Source organism: Streptomyces sp. 2323.1 (genome assembly GCF_900221035.1).
Classification (GTDB): Bacteria; Actinomycetota; Actinomycetes; order Streptomycetales; family Streptomycetaceae; genus Streptomyces; species Streptomyces sioyaensis.
Map to the genome: position 1 here is coordinate 155,618 of NZ_LT907981.1, position 14,782 is coordinate 170,399.

Sequence of the window (14,782 nt, forward strand, 5' to 3'; positions counted from 1 at the left end):
GCACTGGCCCGCTCTCGAAGCGGTGCTGCCGCGTGTGCTGGATCTGTTCGAGACAACCGACAAGACGGCCGTGGTCGCGGAGACCTCCACCCGCGTCCTGCTGGAGATGGTCGGATGGCAGGGCCAGATCCTCGCAACAGCCAGCTGCCCGCCCGGCCCGAACGCTCGCAGCGACTCGCCGAACTGGCCGCCGTCACCGAGGCCAGGTCGTATCTATGCGGAACCGGCGGCATGAGGTATCTCCAGCCCGAGCCGTTCACCCGGAAGAACATCACTGTCACCCCCTTCCGCCCGCTGTTCGAAGTGTCAAAGTCGGCCGCTAACCGCATCATCGGCCACCTCGGACCGGCGCTCGCGCTCCAGCCCCGTCAGCGGTTCCGTAAGGACGCTGTGCTGATCGTCGATGGCACCCTGGCTCCCACGCGGGATCATGCGGTTGCCGATCAGGTGCGCAACGCGTCGCGGGGTTGCACCCCCAGGCGGGCGCGCTTGTGGACACAGCTCCTGGTGCCTTCGAGCGTCGCGGACCGCCGGTCTTCTGCCTCGCGCTGGACGACGTCGGCGAGCGCCAGGGGCCGCTGTCCTTGGGCATCTGGTCGGCACGGCGTCGTACGTCGGCGGCGGCCGCGCGGGTGTGACCGGTCAGGTGGAGGGCGATCTGCTCGCCGTCGCGTTCGGCGAGCGTGTCCGGGCCGGCCCCAGGCGAGGACGGCAGGAGCGCGGGCCGGGTTGTAGGCCGTAGCTGACGGCGCCCGGGACTGGTCCCGGCCGGAAAAGAACACGACTGCAGCACACTTCTGCGGCACGAAACTGCCTTTCCGAGAGTTGCCGAAACGTCACTCCTGAAGGCACCCCTGGATAACTGGCCTCAAACGCTTTCCACTTGAAATAACTAGATGGAGATAAATATAGAAGGATGGGCAATCGGGGCGGCGCGTCACGCATATCCTGTGTACCGCGAGTTCCTGGACAGGACACCCGCGCTCCGCGGGCAACCGCCGCTTCGACATTTCAACGACAGGCGACCGACCAATTCAGCAACTGTCCGTTGACCGTCGTATAGGCGGCTGACTCGCGCAACCACCTGCCCCCCTTAGATCCGAGCGATTCCCGAGAGCCTTGGCGCCCGGCGGCGATCCCCACTTGTAGCAGTTTCGCTCAGAATGGGACATCGAATGATTACCGAACACTTCGTTACGCATCTCACGGCACGGCCGGCCAACGACGACTACCGGCTGGGTACCGAGGCCTACACCGATGAGCAGCGGACCGCGGTCCTGGCCAAGTTGGAGGGGTACCTGGGCGGGCAGCGGGAGCGTCTTCTGGGTTACCAGGTGAACCTGTCGCTCGACGGCCACGCCGCGCTGGGTCGTTTCCTGGGCTACCACATCAACAACATCGGGGACCCGTTCGTCGACAGCAACTACAGCCTGCACTCGCGGTGGCTGGAGCGGGCGGTCCTGGAGCACTACGCCCGCCTGTGGCACGCCACGCTGCCCGAGGACCCGGCCAGTCCTGGGGATGAGGACGGGTGGGGATACGTGCTGTCCATGGGCAGCACCGAGGGCAACCTGTACGCCATGTGGAACGCCCGTGACTACCTGGACGGCAACGCTCTGGTGCGTGACGAGGTCTCCGGCGATGCCAGCTGCCGCACCAGCTACCTGCGGGCCAAACACCCCGACGACAACCCCAACGCCTACATGCCGGTAGCGTTCTTCTCGCAGGAGACCCACTACTCGCACATCAAGGCGATGCGGGTGCTGGACATCCCGACCTTCTACGACCTGGGCGGCAGCCTCTACCCGGGCGAGTGCCCCATCGACGTGGCCGGCACCGGCATGCAGACGTACAACGGGTGGCCGCTCGGCGGAGTCCCGACCACCGGCGGCGACGAGGGCCCGGGCACGGTCGATGTCGACGCCTTGGTGGCCCTCGTGGACTTCTTCGCCGCCAAGGGCCACCCCGTCCTGGTCAACTTCAACATCGGCAGCGTCTTCAAGGGCGCCTACGACGACGTTCAGGGCGCCTGCGAGCGCCTGCGACCCGTCTTCGAGCGGCACGGCCTCGTCGACCGCACCGTGCGCTTCGACCCCGACGACCCCACCCGGGTCAGCATCCGCAACGGGTACTGGATCCACGTCGACGGAGCCCTCGGCGGCGCCTACGCCCCCTACCTGGAGAAGGCCCGCGACAGCGGACTCATCGAGACCGCGCCGCCGGTCTTCGACTTCCGGATCCCCGAGGTGTCCTCGATCGTCACCAGCGGACACAAGTACCCCGGTGCGCCCGTCCCCACCGGGATCTACATGTCCCGCGCGGGATCCAAGCTGCGCCCGCCGTCCGACCCGGCGGTCGTCTCCTCTCCCGACAGCACCTTCGCCGGCTCCCGCAGCGGCTTCGCCTCCCTGGCCATGTGGAACCACCTCGCCCAATTCAGCGAGGAGCAGCAGGTGCGACAGGCCGCCGAGGTCCTGCGGATCGCCGAGTACACGGCCGAACGCCTGCGCCGGCTGAGCGAGCAGTTGCGGGAACGCGGTGAGCCCTGGGCCGAGGACGGTATCGAGGTCGGTCACGGCGATCACGCGCTCAGCGTCTGGTTCCAGCAGCCGCGGGCTGAGATCACGCAGAAGTACTCGCTGGCCTGCGTGCCACTCAATCTCGGTGGACTCCGCCACGACTACAGCCACGTCTACGTCATGCCCCACGTCACCCAGGAGTTGATTGACGAACTCCTCGAGGACCTCGCCAAGCCCGGAGCATTCGACCGTTCCGCGGACAAGGACGCGCAACGGCCCCCACTTCCCCACCAGCGCTGACCCGCAGGCGGGCAGCCCGACCGCAATCGCCCGCCCGCCTCCTGGCGATGTTGCCCCGTATATCCCCGCGTGCGGGGCAACTGGCCGAGGGCACAACCCTGGGCCCGTCACCGCCCCTGACTGCCGGCAACCTCCGCCTCGACCAGAAGTTCGAAGACCACCGCCGCCACCCGTTCCCGTCTGCGAAGAGATCAATCCCTCGCCGAAGGCCTGATCTGCGGGAGTGGTTTCGCAATCGCTGCATCCTCCGCGGCCCGTTGCCCTACGCCGACGACACCGTCATCGCCGTGACTGGCATCACCGTGGCGCGGCCAGTGGCGTAGCTGAACCGCGCTGACCGCGCCACAATTCGTCAGGGCAGGCAGGACGGCCGGACGCTGAGCAGCTCGGTCCGCAGCACGGGCGTGCCGTCGACAGGCGCCGGGTCCTGCGCAGTTGGTTCGATACCGCCAGCAGCGATCTTGTCGAGAGTCTTCAGGCCGGCGGCACCGACCGTGCCGAACACCGTGTAGTTCGGTCGCAGCGCGGAGTCGCCGTAGACGACGAAGAATTGCGAACCGTTCGTGTTCGGCCCGGCGTTGGCCATCGCCAGCAAGCCGCGCCCGTAAAGGCGACGGACGCCGGTCGGATCGCTCGGTGCCGGCGGCAGGTCCACCGGTAGCTCGTCCTTGTACTTGTACCCCGGCCCACCCTCGCCCGTACTTGTCGGGTCGCCACACTGCAGGACCTTCAGCGTCGGATACGCCGTCAGCCGATGGCACACCGTACGGTCGTAGAACCGGTGCCGCGCCAGGTGTAAGAAGCTCTGGACCGTGCACGGCGCCTTCGCCCGGTCCAGACGCAGCGGGAGCGGGCCCTGGCTGGTCCGGACAGCCATACCGACCGTGCCGTGACGGGGGGTGTGCCGCGGATCGGGCGGCAGGGGAACCCGCCGCGCCGCCGGCTCGTCCGGGGTCTGGGTGTACTGGCAAGGACCATGCGTGGTTCGCGGCGGGACATCGGAAGCAGAGGCAATGCTGCCCCCGGACACGACCAGCGCCGCCGCGGCCAATGTGGTCATGAGAGTTCGGCTCATCCTGCACACCCTCCAAAAGATCGCCAGATTTCGGAGCGGTCGCAGTCTAAAGCGCGGCCCGGCGGGCGAGAACCCGCCCGCCAGCCACATCCGCCTCCCAGCCATCGGCCTGCGGCCGCAGGCCACTTCGGATGCGGCACAGCGCCGACTGGCCGATCAGGGCGTCCACCCGGTGCACGACGGATGCTCCCCGAACCCGGTCGAGTGGCCTCCCCAGCCCACGCAGAAGCCCCACCAATCGCTGCAGTGCGGACGAGGTGCTCTCACCGGGGTGCCGCTGTCGAGAAGGACGGTGCCGCTGCCGTCATCTCGGGTCACTCCGGGGGAAGGCGCCGCCGGTCGGCCAGCGTTCCGGCAGACCGAGAGCGCTGCGTGCCGTGCCACCACCAGGCCGTGCCGGCGGTGGCGAACACGGTCCCCTCCGACGTGGCGCTCGGGGCGGCCGTCTGCGGGATCCACGGTGCGTGGGTGAGGAAGGCGGACAGCGGAGTGGGCCAGGGCGTCCCGGCGGGATCGCTGTGGGACGACGGGGCCCTGGACTGACCTGGGCTTTCCCAGGCTGCGCGTGTGTCATCCGCTGTCGCTGACCCGCTGCTCCTCGCCTTGATCTTCAACCTGTGCCACACGGTCGCGAGCCGGTCGGGTCAGTCCGCTCTGCGGTGATGGCCCGGACGCCTTCGGGCGGTTACAGCCCACATGGATGCAGGATGCGCCCCTGGTCATCGAAGCCCGTGTGTTCGCTGGACCGGTCTGTCGTGTGAGAAGCGGTTCGCGGTTCGCTTCCGGCGAGCGTGAGTTTCGTCGACAAGGTCAGCGAGACAGTCCAGCCGGCCCGGACCTCGTCTCGTGAGTCGTCGTTGAGCACCGTGGGCGTATCAGGTGACGCATGCCCAGCGATGGCTGGGCCCGCCGGTCAGTCGATGCCTTCGACGATGCGGAAGTCGCGCTCGAAGCCGTCGGGGAGGGCCACCAGCGCCTTCTGGTATGCCTCGCTCTCGTATGCCGCGACCGCCTGTTCAAAGCCGTCGAACTCGATCAGAACGACGCGTTCGGTGATTCCGGCCTCGTGGGCGACGACTCGACCGAAATTGGACAGGACGCGCCCGCCCCCAGCCCGGACAGCCGGACCCGCCAGCTCGTTGTAGTCAGTCAGCCCCTCAGGGTCGGAAATGGCGGGGTAGACACTGACCCAGTAGCCCTTGGCCATGGAAACCTCCTGTGCTCAGCCGGACACGTCCGACTTCGAATTGACACTCAGATTGCTCGATCCCGACGACGGCCCAGGGGGTCGAGGTTCTCAAATGCCTCCGTCGAGGTCATGCCTCGATCCTTGCCGTTCGAGCCGGCCTCGGCCATGGCAGAAAGGTCAGCCTCCGATACATTCTCGCCATGCCCGTCCACCATGCCGCCCCCGGTACTCCCGGCGCCCGCGACCTAGCCGGTCGCACCGCCGAACCGGATCGCGCGATGCGCCCAGAACCGCGGCCTGGCGCCCACAAGGTGGTCGTCCTCGTACTCGACGGGATCTACCCCTTCGAACTCGGCATACCTCAACACGTTCTGGGCTCCGCCGGTGGCCGCTACGAGGTGGTGACCGCGGGCGTGGACGGGAAGCCCGTGCGCACCGTCTCGGACCTGATCGTCACCCCCGGGCACGGCCCTGAGGTGCTGGCCGAGGCGGACACCGTGATCATCCCTGGGTACGCGATCACCCAGGCCTCGGCCGCCGCCACGGACTCGAAGGCCCTGGACGCGCTTTCCAGCGTCCGGCCCGGCACCCGTCTGGTGTCGATCTGCAGCGGCGCCTTCCTGCTGGCCGCCGCCGGATTCCTGGATGGGCGTCGGGCCACCACCCACTGGGCACTCGCCGACCGCTTCCGCGAACTGTTCCCCCGGGTCGAGCTCGACGCCGGCGTTCTTTTCGTTGACCACGGTGACGTGTTGACCTCAGCGGGGGCGGCCAGCGGCTTCGACGTCTGCCTGCACCTGCTGCGCCAGGACCACGGCACCGAGGTCGCCAACCAGGTCGCCCGCTTCTGCGTCGTGCCGCCGTACCGGGACGGCGGGCAGGCACAGTACATCGAGCGGCCACTGCCGCCGACGGGCGCAACCGGCACCGGGCCGACCCGCGACTGGGCATTGCAGCGGCTTGAACTGCCGCTGTCGCTGGACGAGTTGGCCGCGCACGCGGCGATGAGCACCCGTACCTTCGCCCGGCGCTTCAAGGAGGAGACCGGTCTGAGCCCCGGCCGCTGGCTGACCTCGCAGCGGCTGCGGCGGGCACGGCACCTGCTGGAGTCCAGCGATCTGCCGGTGGAACGCGTCGCCCACGAGGTCGGATTCGCCACCGCCACCTCGCTGCGGCGGCACCTCGCGGCGGAGGCCGGAGTCGCCCCGTCGGCGTACCGTCGCACCTTCCGTGCCCCGGATCCGGACGCCGGCGATGCGGGCTCCATTCCCGCCTAGCCACGACGCACCGTACGCTTCCCGGTGGTTCATCCGAACCTCTGCGCCGGACGTCCATCGGCCGCGGCGCGCGGCGATTCGCCCGCGAGCGTCGTCGGTGTCAACGGGGTGCTGATCCGTCATCGTCGCCGTGGCGGTCACCCCGGCTCTCACAAACGGCCCTTTGCGCGAGCATGATCAAGAACGGGTCGCCGGACCCCGCCCGACCGGCGATTGGTTCTCACAACCCGTTCTCAAAAGCGAGGTGGACCCCCTTCTGAGACTTGCATTTTGCGAAAATCCGGGCCCATGACGGACCCTCAAACCCCTTGCCCGTCCGAGCAGTCGGACGCGGACGATGTCGAGCGGCACGCCTGCCCGAAGTGCGACACGCAGCCCGGAAGCCGGTGGCCGTGCCCACGCGGGCCGAGGCGCCGCGGGCGCAGCCGGCGTCGTCGGATGCGGTGGCACCGGCCGGCCGTCCCCGCGATCTTGGCAGCTGACACGCAGCGCCGCGGCGCATCCTGGGGTCCACTGGTGAGCGCGGCGGCGGCGAGCCCACCCCGCCCCCACGCCGACGGGCACCAGCAACCCACCCCGAGGCACAGCCCGGCGACGCCAGCGCCGGCCCCGTCTACACGCGGTGGCGGCCACAGCCGACCCTCGACGACGAAGGACCGACGGCGACCTCGCCAACACCGGATCCGATACCCGTGGGTCTGATCGCGGGCATCGCCGCGGCGCTCGTGGCGACCAGGGCAGTGCTGAACTGGTGGATGCGACGCCGCACGCAGGAAACCGCAAGTCGTTGATGTAGTTCTGCCAGTTGGGCAGGCCGTGGTGGGCGGCGAGTGGATGCGGTCCATGACCTGCTGGACGTAGTGCGGGGGCATGGCGCGACGAGGCCGACCGGCAGGCTGGCGAACCGAACGGTGCCAGGTGCGGCCGGCCGGGTCACATCCCGAACGGCGTCTCGACTTCGCTGATGATGCTTCGGGCCAACTCCGTCACGTCGTCCTCGACAGCCGGGAACTGCTCGATGTCGAGCATCCCGGCCTGACTGGTGCGGGACGCCTGAACTGGTCAAGGCAACAGACAAGGCCCAGGTCGCTGACCTGGGCCTCAACTATGGAGCGGGTGACGGCAATCGAACCCGCGCTCTGAACTTGGTAAGCAATGGAGCGTGCATGCATCATTGCACGCCTGACCTGCCTAGACGTGGGCTGCGAGGCAGGGCGCAGAAGGTCAGTGGGAGCCCGCGGTGACCGTGATTTACCGCTCGTTGGGGCACGAGAGGGCACGGGCCTCGTCAGGGTTGTGCGGTGCGGTTCGGTCAGGCACGGGTGGTGCCCCGCCCGTGCCTGCGGAGCCTGGACGGCAGCCGTTGAGGTCGACGCATTTCCAGGCGAATAGGGGCGAGCTCGATGCTGAATATCTCATGCCGCAACTGCAGAAATGACCCCTGCTGCGGTAAGGGTTTTTTACCCTCTCGAAAGCGTCGGGATCATGTGTCGCGCATGGCTGCCGGTACCGTGCTACCGTCGATCTCAGTTGCAGTTGTGGTTCCCAAGACTTCAAGCGTGCTCGCTGTCGTACATGGCGGAGCGCTTTCGTAATTCCGGTGTTTATTTCCGGACGGGCAATCAACGCAGCGACACGGAGCCCGCACGGCGTGGGCTCCGGGCACTGCCCCGAAGGAGATTCGACATGGCTACTGGCACCGTGAAGTGGTTCAACGCGGAAAAGGGTTTCGGCTTCATCGAGCAGGAGGGTGGCGGCGCCGACGTCTTCGCCCACTACTCGAACATCGCTGCCCAGGGCTTCCGCGAGCTGCAGGAAGGCCAGAAGGTGAACTTCGACGTCACGCAGGGCCAGAAGGGCCCGCAGGCCGAGAACATCGTTCCCGCCTGACGCTGACGCGTACACCGTAGCTGGGGCCCGCACCTTGGGTGCGGGCCCCAGCTCGTTGCTTTTCGGTGTTTCCCGCGTGCCCCACAACGGCCGCACGGGCAGCGTGCGCGCAGCCAGTTTGATTTCCCGTCCGCTATGACGCGACGGGCGATCCGCCCGCATGCATGATCCGGCAACTGTTTCGCTCTTCTTTGCGGCACTGCTGATCCCGCTTCGGCGTGCAGGGTCGACATATTTCCGCCCTGCTTCGTTTCATCTCATTTCATCGGTTCGTTCTTGCGATTCCTGGTGTGCGGCTCATTACCGCCGGGAATTCCTCGACGTACCGCATCGAGGAAGGTTCTCCATGAACCGCGCAGCTCGCACGAATGACCGCTACTCCCGCTCCGCCGGCTCGTCCGGCTCAGGCCGCGGCGGCTACGGCTCCGGTGGTCCGAACCGCTCGGGCACGGGCCGTTCCGGGGGCCCCGGACGGCGTACCGCGACACTGCAGGGAGAGTTCGCCCTGCCCGTCACCCACACTCCCGCCCTGCCCCCGGCCGAGACTTTCGCCGAGCTGGACATGCCGTCGGCGCTGCTGGCGGCCCTCAGCGCGGAAGGCGTGTCCGCCCCGTTCCCCATCCAGGCCGCCACGCTGCCGAACTCGCTGGCCGGACGCGATGTTCTCGGCCGCGGACGCACGGGATCGGGCAAGACGCTGGCCTTCGGTCTGGCCCTGCTGGCCCGCACTGCCGGCCGGCGCGCCGAGCCCCGCCAGCCGCTGGCCCTGGTCCTGGTCCCCACACGGGAGCTGGCCCAGCAGGTCACCGACGCGCTCGCCCCCTACGCCCGGCCGCTGAAGCTGCGGCTGGCCACCGTCGTCGGCGGGATGTCGATCGGCCGCCAGTCCAGCGCACTGCGCGGTGGGGCCGAAGTGGTTGTCGCCACGCCGGGACGGCTCAAGGACCTCATCGAGCGCGGCGACTGCCGACTGAACCAGGTCGCCATCACCGTGCTGGACGAGGCCGACCAGATGGCCGACATGGGCTTCATGCCTCAGGTCACCGCGCTGCTCGACCAGCAGCGGATGCTCTTCTCGGCCACCCTGGACCGCAACGTCGACCTCCTGGTCCGGCGCTACCTGACGGACCCGGTGGTCCACTCCGTCGATCCTTCGGCGGGCGCGGTCACGACGATGGAGCACCACGTGCTGCACGTCCACGGCGCCGACAAGCACGCCACCACCACCGAGATCGCCGCCCGCGAAGGTCGGTCGATCATGTTCCTGGACACCAAGCACGCCGTGGACAACCTCACCGAACACCTGCTGAACAGCGGCGTGCGCGCCGCGGCCCTGCACGGCGGCAAGTCCCAGCCCCAACGCACGTGCACGCTGGCCCAGTTCAAGACCGGCCATGTCACCGTCCTGGTGGCCACCAACGTCGCCGCCCGCGGCATCCACGTCGACAACCTCGACCTCGTCGTCAACGTCGACCCGCCCAGCGACCACAAGGACTACCTGCACCGCGGTGGCCGTACCGCGCGCGCCGGCGAGTCCGGCAGCGTCGTCACCCTCGTCCTGCCCAACCAGCGCCGCACCATGAACCGCCTGATGGCGGACGCGGGCATCACCCCACAGACCACCCAGGTCCGCTCCGGCGAGGCCGAGCTGAGCCGCATCACCGGCGCCCAGGCACCCTCCGGCACCCCGGTCACCATCGCCGCACCAGCTGTCGAACGTGCCAAGCGCAGCGGCTCCTCCACGCGAGGCCGCCGCAGCCGCCCCGCCCAGGCCCGTCGTGCCGCCGGATCAGCCCGTACCGGGACACCGACTGGGCGGCAGGCCTCCTCGGCCCCGGCCGCCTAGGCCGGTCAGGACGATCACGCTCGGCTTGTCGGATCACCATCGTCACGGAGGCTTTCGTTGATGCTGCAGAGCTACCCCCAGGGGGACTTCCCCGGCAAGGCGGCCAGCGACGTCATGTCGTCGCCGGGACCACAGGTCGGCGACGACATGATCGTCGACGTGGCTCTGTCCGTCCTCATCGGTGCCGGTGCCGACCATCTCCTCGTCCGTGACGAGGACGGGCGGTGTACGGGCCTGATCACCCGTTACCAGATGACAGCCCACCATCAAGGCCCCTGGTACACCGAGGAGACCCGGTTGCGGGACCTCCTCTACGACCGTGGGCCCTTCACTTCGCCCCTGATGTCTGCACACGACGCGGAAGGCGCCATGCGCCAACGCGCGCTGCGGGCCTCACCCGTGATCGGCGAGGACGGGCACGCCCTGGGCGTCGTCGTCCTCAGCCGTTGATCCCCCTCCGGCCGGGCCGGCGATCCGTTTCCGGCTTCTTTTCGACCTTGTAGAGGCACTATGCGCGTCGTCATCGCCCGCTTCCCCTTCGACCTGCTCAAGACCGAGGTGCAGGATGCGATGAAGGGCATCAAACCCGAACCCGTCACGGGTGAGTCCGTGCTCATCGGTCGCCGCCATTATCCCGTCAAGCAGGTCGGGGAGATCATCACCCGGCAGGATCGCCGTGACTTCTCCGCCGGTGAAGTGACCCGAGCCCTGAGCCGCCTCGGCTTCGTGTGCCGCCCCGCTGCCGCGCTCGTGCCACCGACCGGTCTCACACCACTGGAGACGGCGTCGGCCATGCTGGGGTACCCGGCCTGAGCCTGACCGGACCGCCAGGAATCCGCTCCAGTACCTCGGCTCACGTTGCCGCCGTCTCGGGGCCGGCCGTCGGGTGATGACTGCGCACTGGACGACCACGGTGAGAGACATCCGCTGGCTGCATACCCCCTGCTACCTGGCCCTGGGCTGGGCACCGGTGCGCTACCTGACCGACTTCGTGCGCACCGGCGGAGCGGCCGCACTCGCCCTGATCGTGGCCGGCGGCCTTCTCTACAGCGTGGGCGCGGTGGTCTACGCCATCCAGCGGCCCCACCCCTCACCTCGCTGGTTCGGCTTCCACGAGGTCTTCCACGCCCTGACCGTGGCAGGCTTCACCGCGCACTACATCGCCGTCTCTCTCGCCGTCTGCTGACCACAGCGGTGTGCTGGCTCATGGGCCTCGTCCGTCCGATGTCTCGGTGGCCCGCCCGGCCCCGATGAATGAGAGGCGCGGAGCCTCGGACGCTGCCGCGAGATCAGAGGACACCTCGGCCGCGGCGCTCAGCCCGGTTGGTGACAGGCTGAAGGCGAAGAGCTCCGGCGACGATATCGACATCGACGGAGCTCTGCTGCGTGGCTGCTGTGGGGGCGGTCAGGCTGCCTGACGCTGACTGAGCGTCCCTGGGGCGCGGCGGCCGGGCGCGGGCGCCAAACGGAGTTCAGACGTCGGTCTTGAGGTGGGGCCGGGAGGGCGCAGTGCGCAGTTCTTCGTTGATGCGCTGAGCTTCGTCGAGCTGGTCTTCGAGGATGACGATGCGGCAGGCTGCTTCGACGGGGGTTCCCTGGTCGACGAGTTCGCGGGCGCGTGCGGCGATACGCAGCTGGTAGCGGGAGTAGCGGCGGTGGCCGCCCTCGGAACGCAAAGGCGTGATCAACTGGGCCTCACCGAGGGCCCGCAAGAAGGCGGGGGTGGTGCCGAGCATTTCGGCGGCTCGCCCCATGGTGTAGGCGGGGTAGTCCTCGTCGTTGAGACGGTCGTGAGAGATTTCTGCGGTCATTTGCACCTCTGATCGGGGAATGCATCGTGGGGCCCTGGTGCCGAACACGCACCAGGGCCCCGAGGGATTGAACACCATCTGCCGGCTTACTGCGGTGCCGGCCTTCTGTTTCCGCACCGTCGCCCGGGAGAGGGCGGGAAGTGCGGGGATCGCGGATGCGTGACCGGGGACCACCTTCCAATCCGGGGCCTGCGGTACCCGAGCGGACTCACTTCCTCGCCCGGGCGATCCTGATGGCGCCTGCCTCCTTCTCATCCTTCTGCCGACCTGCTTGCTACTGCGGTTCTGCTCGCGGTCCCGGGGGCCGCCCAGCCCGGCAGTCAGTCGCGGGGCCCACGCATATACCTTCGGCCCCGCGACTCCACTGCCGTGCCTCTTCTGGTACTGCACGCGCGGCAGTTCGACCTCTGCCGCGCCTTTCGATCTCTTGGCTACGACGGAAACCCTAACCCGCGGGAGGCCGGATGTCTGCTGCCGGCATGACAGATTTTCTGTGAAGGCAGTGCCCGAGCTTCTGTCGCCGGAGTCGTATTCAGTCGAGGAACCAGGCCGCATCTCCGGCAAGCGAGCTTGATTGCAGACATGCACACCGGCCTGCTGCGCACTACGCCACGGGCCCCCAACACGACGACGGTCCGCCCCTCTTACGGAGGGGCGGACCGTTTGACGTACCTGGATCAGCGGAGCAGCAGGTACAGGTGGAACCTTCTGGTCGAGGTCCAGTCGCAGCGCCACCGTATGACGTTGGTGTGGTTGTCCTGGAACCACTGACCGCGCTGTTGACACGCGGCTTTCTTGTTGAAGTCCTCGTGGGTGTCGTACCAGGACGAAGAGATCGTTGGCGGGGCAGCAATCGCCGTCGCCGGCACGGCGACAGCGGCGGTAGCACCCAGAACAGCCGCCGCGACGGCTAAACGCATCCTCATAGGTGAACTCCACTTGTATTGAGGCAGGTTGGACGGGTACCTGTGCTCGGGTTTCCCGTCGGGTCGGACGTTCCAAGCTTGCTCACTGGCTCTCGGGATGTCAGCACACAACCTGTCCGGGACAGTCCGGGACGTGTCCGGGCTGGTCAGGACCTTGCCCGGATCGCGTCCCGGACAGCGAGGCATGGCGGATTCCACCGTTGCCCCTATGACATGACCGCAGCAGGATGACGGTCATGGGGAACCTGGGGGGTGAGGTGTCGCCGCACGCAGCCCAAGACGCTGCCGACCTTGTCCGGTCGATGCAGCAGCTCAAAGAGCGTTCGGGACTGACGTACCGCGAATTGGAGGAGCGGGCTGCCCAAAACGGTGACGTACTGGCGCGCAGCACGCTGGCCGACGTCCTGCGACGGACGAGCCTGCCGCGCCCCGACGTGCTGGCCGCGTTCGTCCGCGCCTGCGGGGACGGGCAGCGGGTCAGCGCCTGGCTGGACGCCAGGGGCCGGATCGCCGCAGGTATCGATGCCGGGCCCCCCGGTTCCGGGCCCGAGCCCGCGGCTCAACCGCGGAGCGAAGAAGCCACGGCCTCACGGCCTCGCCTGACCAAGGGGCGCACAGTCAAGCTCGTGGCCTCGGTCATGGTCCCGCCGCTCGCCTGGGGCGTTTGGGCGCTACTCCCCGACAGGCCCAATGCTCCGTCCACTCCTAGGGCCCCCGCAGACGGCTGGGTCACCATCCGCCCCGCCCGTACACCCGACCTCTGCCTGACCGACGGACGTGACCGTCGCGGTGCCTACGCCAGCGCGGTCGCCGCCCAGCTCCCCTGCGCCCAGGCCACCGTGCCCCGCACCTACCTCGAACCGGCTGGCGAGGGCCTCTACCGCATCCAGTGGCATCACCCCCAGATGGGGAAGGGATGTCTGACGGTCATGAGCTCCGGGCCGGTAAAGGGCATGCTCGAGCCCCGCAACGACTGTGCTCAGGCCACCCTGTTCCGCGTGGCAGCCACCGCCACTGACCGCGAGGGTTTCCGACTCCTCCCGGCCAACAGCAGCAGGTGCATCGGCATCGCCGGCAACGACACCACCGAGGGAGCCGAAGCGATCGAAGAACGGTGTACCGGCGCGGCCGACCAGCGATTCCTCATACGGAGGGGCTGAACGAGCAGCTGTGGCCGCCCGTTTGTCTATCAGCTGCGCTCGGGCAGGACATCGCGATGCACGGGATGGACGTCGGTCAGCTCGCCGTCAGTGTCCTGCGTGAGATCGACGATCAGGGCTACCACGTAGAGATCCACGCCTGACCTCACGGGCTGCGGTGAGAGGTCCGCGGCGGCACCTCCCAAGCCAGCGATGTCACCGCCGCGCTGGGTGTGGAACTGAGCAGGGGCCCCCGCCCAACAGAGGCGCCGTCCATCGCGTAGTTGCCCGCAGCCCGCTTACCACCCGCCTCACCACCTCCCATCCCCGCAAGTCACAGGCCCGGGTAAGCCATCCTGGAATCGATCACGACCGGAGTGAGGCGGGTTACCTGTGCCCGGGGTGCTCGTCTCCGGCGACCAGGCGGCGGAACATGCGGCCAAGACGGCCGGTGAGTTCAGCCAGCTGGAAGCGGCAGCCCGCGCAGTACGCGCCGTCGGCCGGCGGCGCGGTCTCTTCCAGCGGGTCGTCGTCGAAGGGGCTGCCCTCCAGCGGTCCGTCGCACCTCTGGCATATCGGGTCGGGCTCCTTGGTCGCCTCGGCAGCGGCCTGCTGTGCCGCCCGGCGCTCCCGCGCTTCTTGGCGCTCGCGTTCGCGCTGCCGCTCCTCCTGCTCGCGCTGCTGCGCGCGGAGTTGGTCACGCTGATCCTGGCGGCGCCTGAAGGCGCGTTGGTCGTCGGGGAAGTCGTAGGAGGACACCCCCGGGATCGCATCGCAAGTTCGATTTACGGCGCAGCGCACGCACGGGTG

14 protein-coding genes and 1 pseudogene are annotated in these 14,782 nt (G+C 68.4%); 10 read left to right on the plus strand and 5 right to left on the minus strand.

Annotation, left to right across the window (positions count from 1 at the left end; translation table 11 throughout):
• Positions 1-288: 288 nt before the first annotated feature.
• From CPH93_RS36555 to CPH93_RS00615, 3 genes and pseudogenes are all read left to right on the plus strand, one after another.
• A pseudogene (locus CPH93_RS36555) lies at positions 289-456 on the plus strand (IS5/IS1182 family transposase); the annotation flags it as partial.
• Between the two features lie 35 nt (positions 457-491).
• Entirely contained in the window at positions 492-638 is a 147-nt protein-coding gene (locus tag CPH93_RS36040) for a hypothetical protein (RefSeq protein WP_162501003.1), read from the plus strand.
• Positions 639-1,175: 537 nt separating this feature from the next.
• A complete protein-coding gene (locus CPH93_RS00615; RefSeq protein ID WP_231977120.1) occupies positions 1,176-2,819 on the plus strand; it encodes a pyridoxal-dependent decarboxylase in 1,644 nt (547 codons plus the stop codon).
• Between the two features lie 352 nt (positions 2,820-3,171).
• Here CPH93_RS00615 and CPH93_RS00620 read toward each other — a convergent pair whose 3' ends face one another.
• Both CPH93_RS00620 and CPH93_RS00625 read right to left on the minus strand, forming a co-directional pair.
• Positions 3,172-3,879: a peptidylprolyl isomerase gene (locus CPH93_RS00620; RefSeq protein ID WP_231977121.1), complete on the minus strand. Its 708-nt coding sequence runs from the start codon at positions 3,877-3,879 to the stop codon at positions 3,172-3,174.
• A 928-nt stretch (positions 3,880-4,807) separates the two neighbouring features.
• A complete protein-coding gene (locus CPH93_RS00625) occupies positions 4,808-5,101 on the minus strand; it encodes a DUF1330 domain-containing protein (protein WP_093488245.1) in 294 nt (97 codons plus the stop codon).
• Positions 5,102-5,283: 182 nt separating this feature from the next.
• Here CPH93_RS00625 and CPH93_RS00630 point away from each other — a divergent pair, with 182 nt between their 5' ends.
• The 6 genes from CPH93_RS00630 (at position 5,284) to CPH93_RS00660 (ending at position 11,282) form a co-directional block, all read left to right on the plus strand.
• Positions 5,284-6,360, plus strand: a complete 1,077-nt coding sequence (locus tag CPH93_RS00630; protein WP_096211581.1) for a helix-turn-helix domain-containing protein — start codon at positions 5,284-5,286, stop codon at positions 6,358-6,360.
• 1,686 nt (positions 6,361-8,046) lie between these two features.
• Positions 8,047-8,250, plus strand: a complete 204-nt coding sequence (locus CPH93_RS00640) for a cold-shock protein (protein ID WP_006604711.1) — start codon at positions 8,047-8,049, stop codon at positions 8,248-8,250.
• 346 nt (positions 8,251-8,596) lie between these two features.
• Positions 8,597-10,096 (plus strand): DEAD/DEAH box helicase, encoded by a 1,500-nt coding sequence (locus CPH93_RS00645; RefSeq protein WP_096211582.1) that lies wholly within the window; start codon positions 8,597-8,599, stop codon positions 10,094-10,096.
• A 60-nt stretch (positions 10,097-10,156) separates the two neighbouring features.
• Complete coding sequence (locus tag CPH93_RS00650; RefSeq protein ID WP_096211583.1) at positions 10,157-10,546, plus strand: CBS domain-containing protein; 390 nt, start codon at positions 10,157-10,159, stop codon at positions 10,544-10,546.
• Between the two features lie 60 nt (positions 10,547-10,606).
• The gene (locus tag CPH93_RS00655) at positions 10,607-10,909 is read left to right on the plus strand and encodes an SCO5918 family protein (RefSeq protein WP_096211584.1); all 303 of its coding nucleotides are present in this window, start codon (positions 10,607-10,609) and stop codon (positions 10,907-10,909) included.
• 76 nt (positions 10,910-10,985) lie between these two features.
• Positions 10,986-11,282: a hemolysin III family protein gene (locus CPH93_RS00660; RefSeq protein ID WP_269460136.1), complete on the plus strand. Its 297-nt coding sequence runs from the start codon at positions 10,986-10,988 to the stop codon at positions 11,280-11,282.
• A gap of 286 nt (positions 11,283-11,568) precedes the next feature.
• Here the strand turns inward: CPH93_RS00660 and CPH93_RS00665 are convergent, their stop codons facing one another.
• Both CPH93_RS00665 and CPH93_RS00670 read right to left on the minus strand, forming a co-directional pair.
• A complete protein-coding gene (locus CPH93_RS00665) occupies positions 11,569-11,907 on the minus strand; it encodes a MerR family transcriptional regulator (protein WP_096211585.1) in 339 nt (112 codons plus the stop codon).
• A 677-nt stretch (positions 11,908-12,584) separates the two neighbouring features.
• A complete protein-coding gene (locus CPH93_RS00670) occupies positions 12,585-12,833 on the minus strand; it encodes a hypothetical protein (protein WP_096211586.1) in 249 nt (82 codons plus the stop codon).
• Between the two features lie 302 nt (positions 12,834-13,135).
• On the opposite strand from CPH93_RS00670, the gene CPH93_RS00675 reads away from it, so the two are divergent.
• Entirely contained in the window at positions 13,136-13,993 is an 858-nt protein-coding gene (locus CPH93_RS00675; RefSeq protein WP_231977122.1) for an RICIN domain-containing protein, read from the plus strand.
• A gap of 366 nt (positions 13,994-14,359) precedes the next feature.
• Here CPH93_RS00675 and CPH93_RS00680 read toward each other — a convergent pair whose 3' ends face one another.
• Positions 14,360-14,731, minus strand: coding sequence for a hypothetical protein (locus CPH93_RS00680; RefSeq protein ID WP_096211587.1), 372 nt, complete (start codon positions 14,729-14,731; stop codon positions 14,360-14,362).
• Between the last annotated feature and the right edge of the window lie 51 nt (positions 14,732-14,782).

Excerpts from the sequence above, each read along its gene's own strand:
- CPH93_RS00615 (WP_231977120.1), top strand. The coding sequence starts at position 1,176 with ATGATTACCGAACACTTCGTTACGCATCTCACGGCACGGCCGGCCAAC.
- CPH93_RS00650 (WP_096211583.1), top strand. The coding sequence starts at position 10,157 with ATGCTGCAGAGCTACCCCCAGGGGGACTTCCCCGGCAAGGCGGCCAGC.
- CPH93_RS00655 (WP_096211584.1), top strand. The coding sequence starts at position 10,607 with ATGCGCGTCGTCATCGCCCGCTTCCCCTTCGACCTGCTCAAGACCGAG.
- CPH93_RS00640 (WP_006604711.1), top strand. The coding sequence starts at position 8,047 with ATGGCTACTGGCACCGTGAAGTGGTTCAACGCGGAAAAGGGTTTCGGC.
- CPH93_RS00620 (WP_231977121.1), bottom strand. The coding sequence starts at position 3,879 with ATGACCACATTGGCCGCGGCGGCGCTGGTCGTGTCCGGGGGCAGCATT.
- CPH93_RS00675 (WP_231977122.1), top strand. The coding sequence starts at position 13,136 with ATGCAGCAGCTCAAAGAGCGTTCGGGACTGACGTACCGCGAATTGGAG.
- CPH93_RS00670 (WP_096211586.1), bottom strand. The coding sequence starts at position 12,833 with ATGAGGATGCGTTTAGCCGTCGCGGCGGCTGTTCTGGGTGCTACCGCC.
- CPH93_RS00665 (WP_096211585.1), bottom strand. The coding sequence starts at position 11,907 with ATGACCGCAGAAATCTCTCACGACCGTCTCAACGACGAGGACTACCCC.
- CPH93_RS00660 (WP_269460136.1), top strand. The coding sequence starts at position 10,986 with ATGACTGCGCACTGGACGACCACGGTGAGAGACATCCGCTGGCTGCAT.
- CPH93_RS00645 (WP_096211582.1), top strand. The coding sequence starts at position 8,597 with ATGAACCGCGCAGCTCGCACGAATGACCGCTACTCCCGCTCCGCCGGC.
- CPH93_RS00630 (WP_096211581.1), top strand. The coding sequence starts at position 5,284 with ATGCCCGTCCACCATGCCGCCCCCGGTACTCCCGGCGCCCGCGACCTA.
- CPH93_RS00625 (WP_093488245.1), bottom strand. The coding sequence starts at position 5,101 with ATGGCCAAGGGCTACTGGGTCAGTGTCTACCCCGCCATTTCCGACCCT.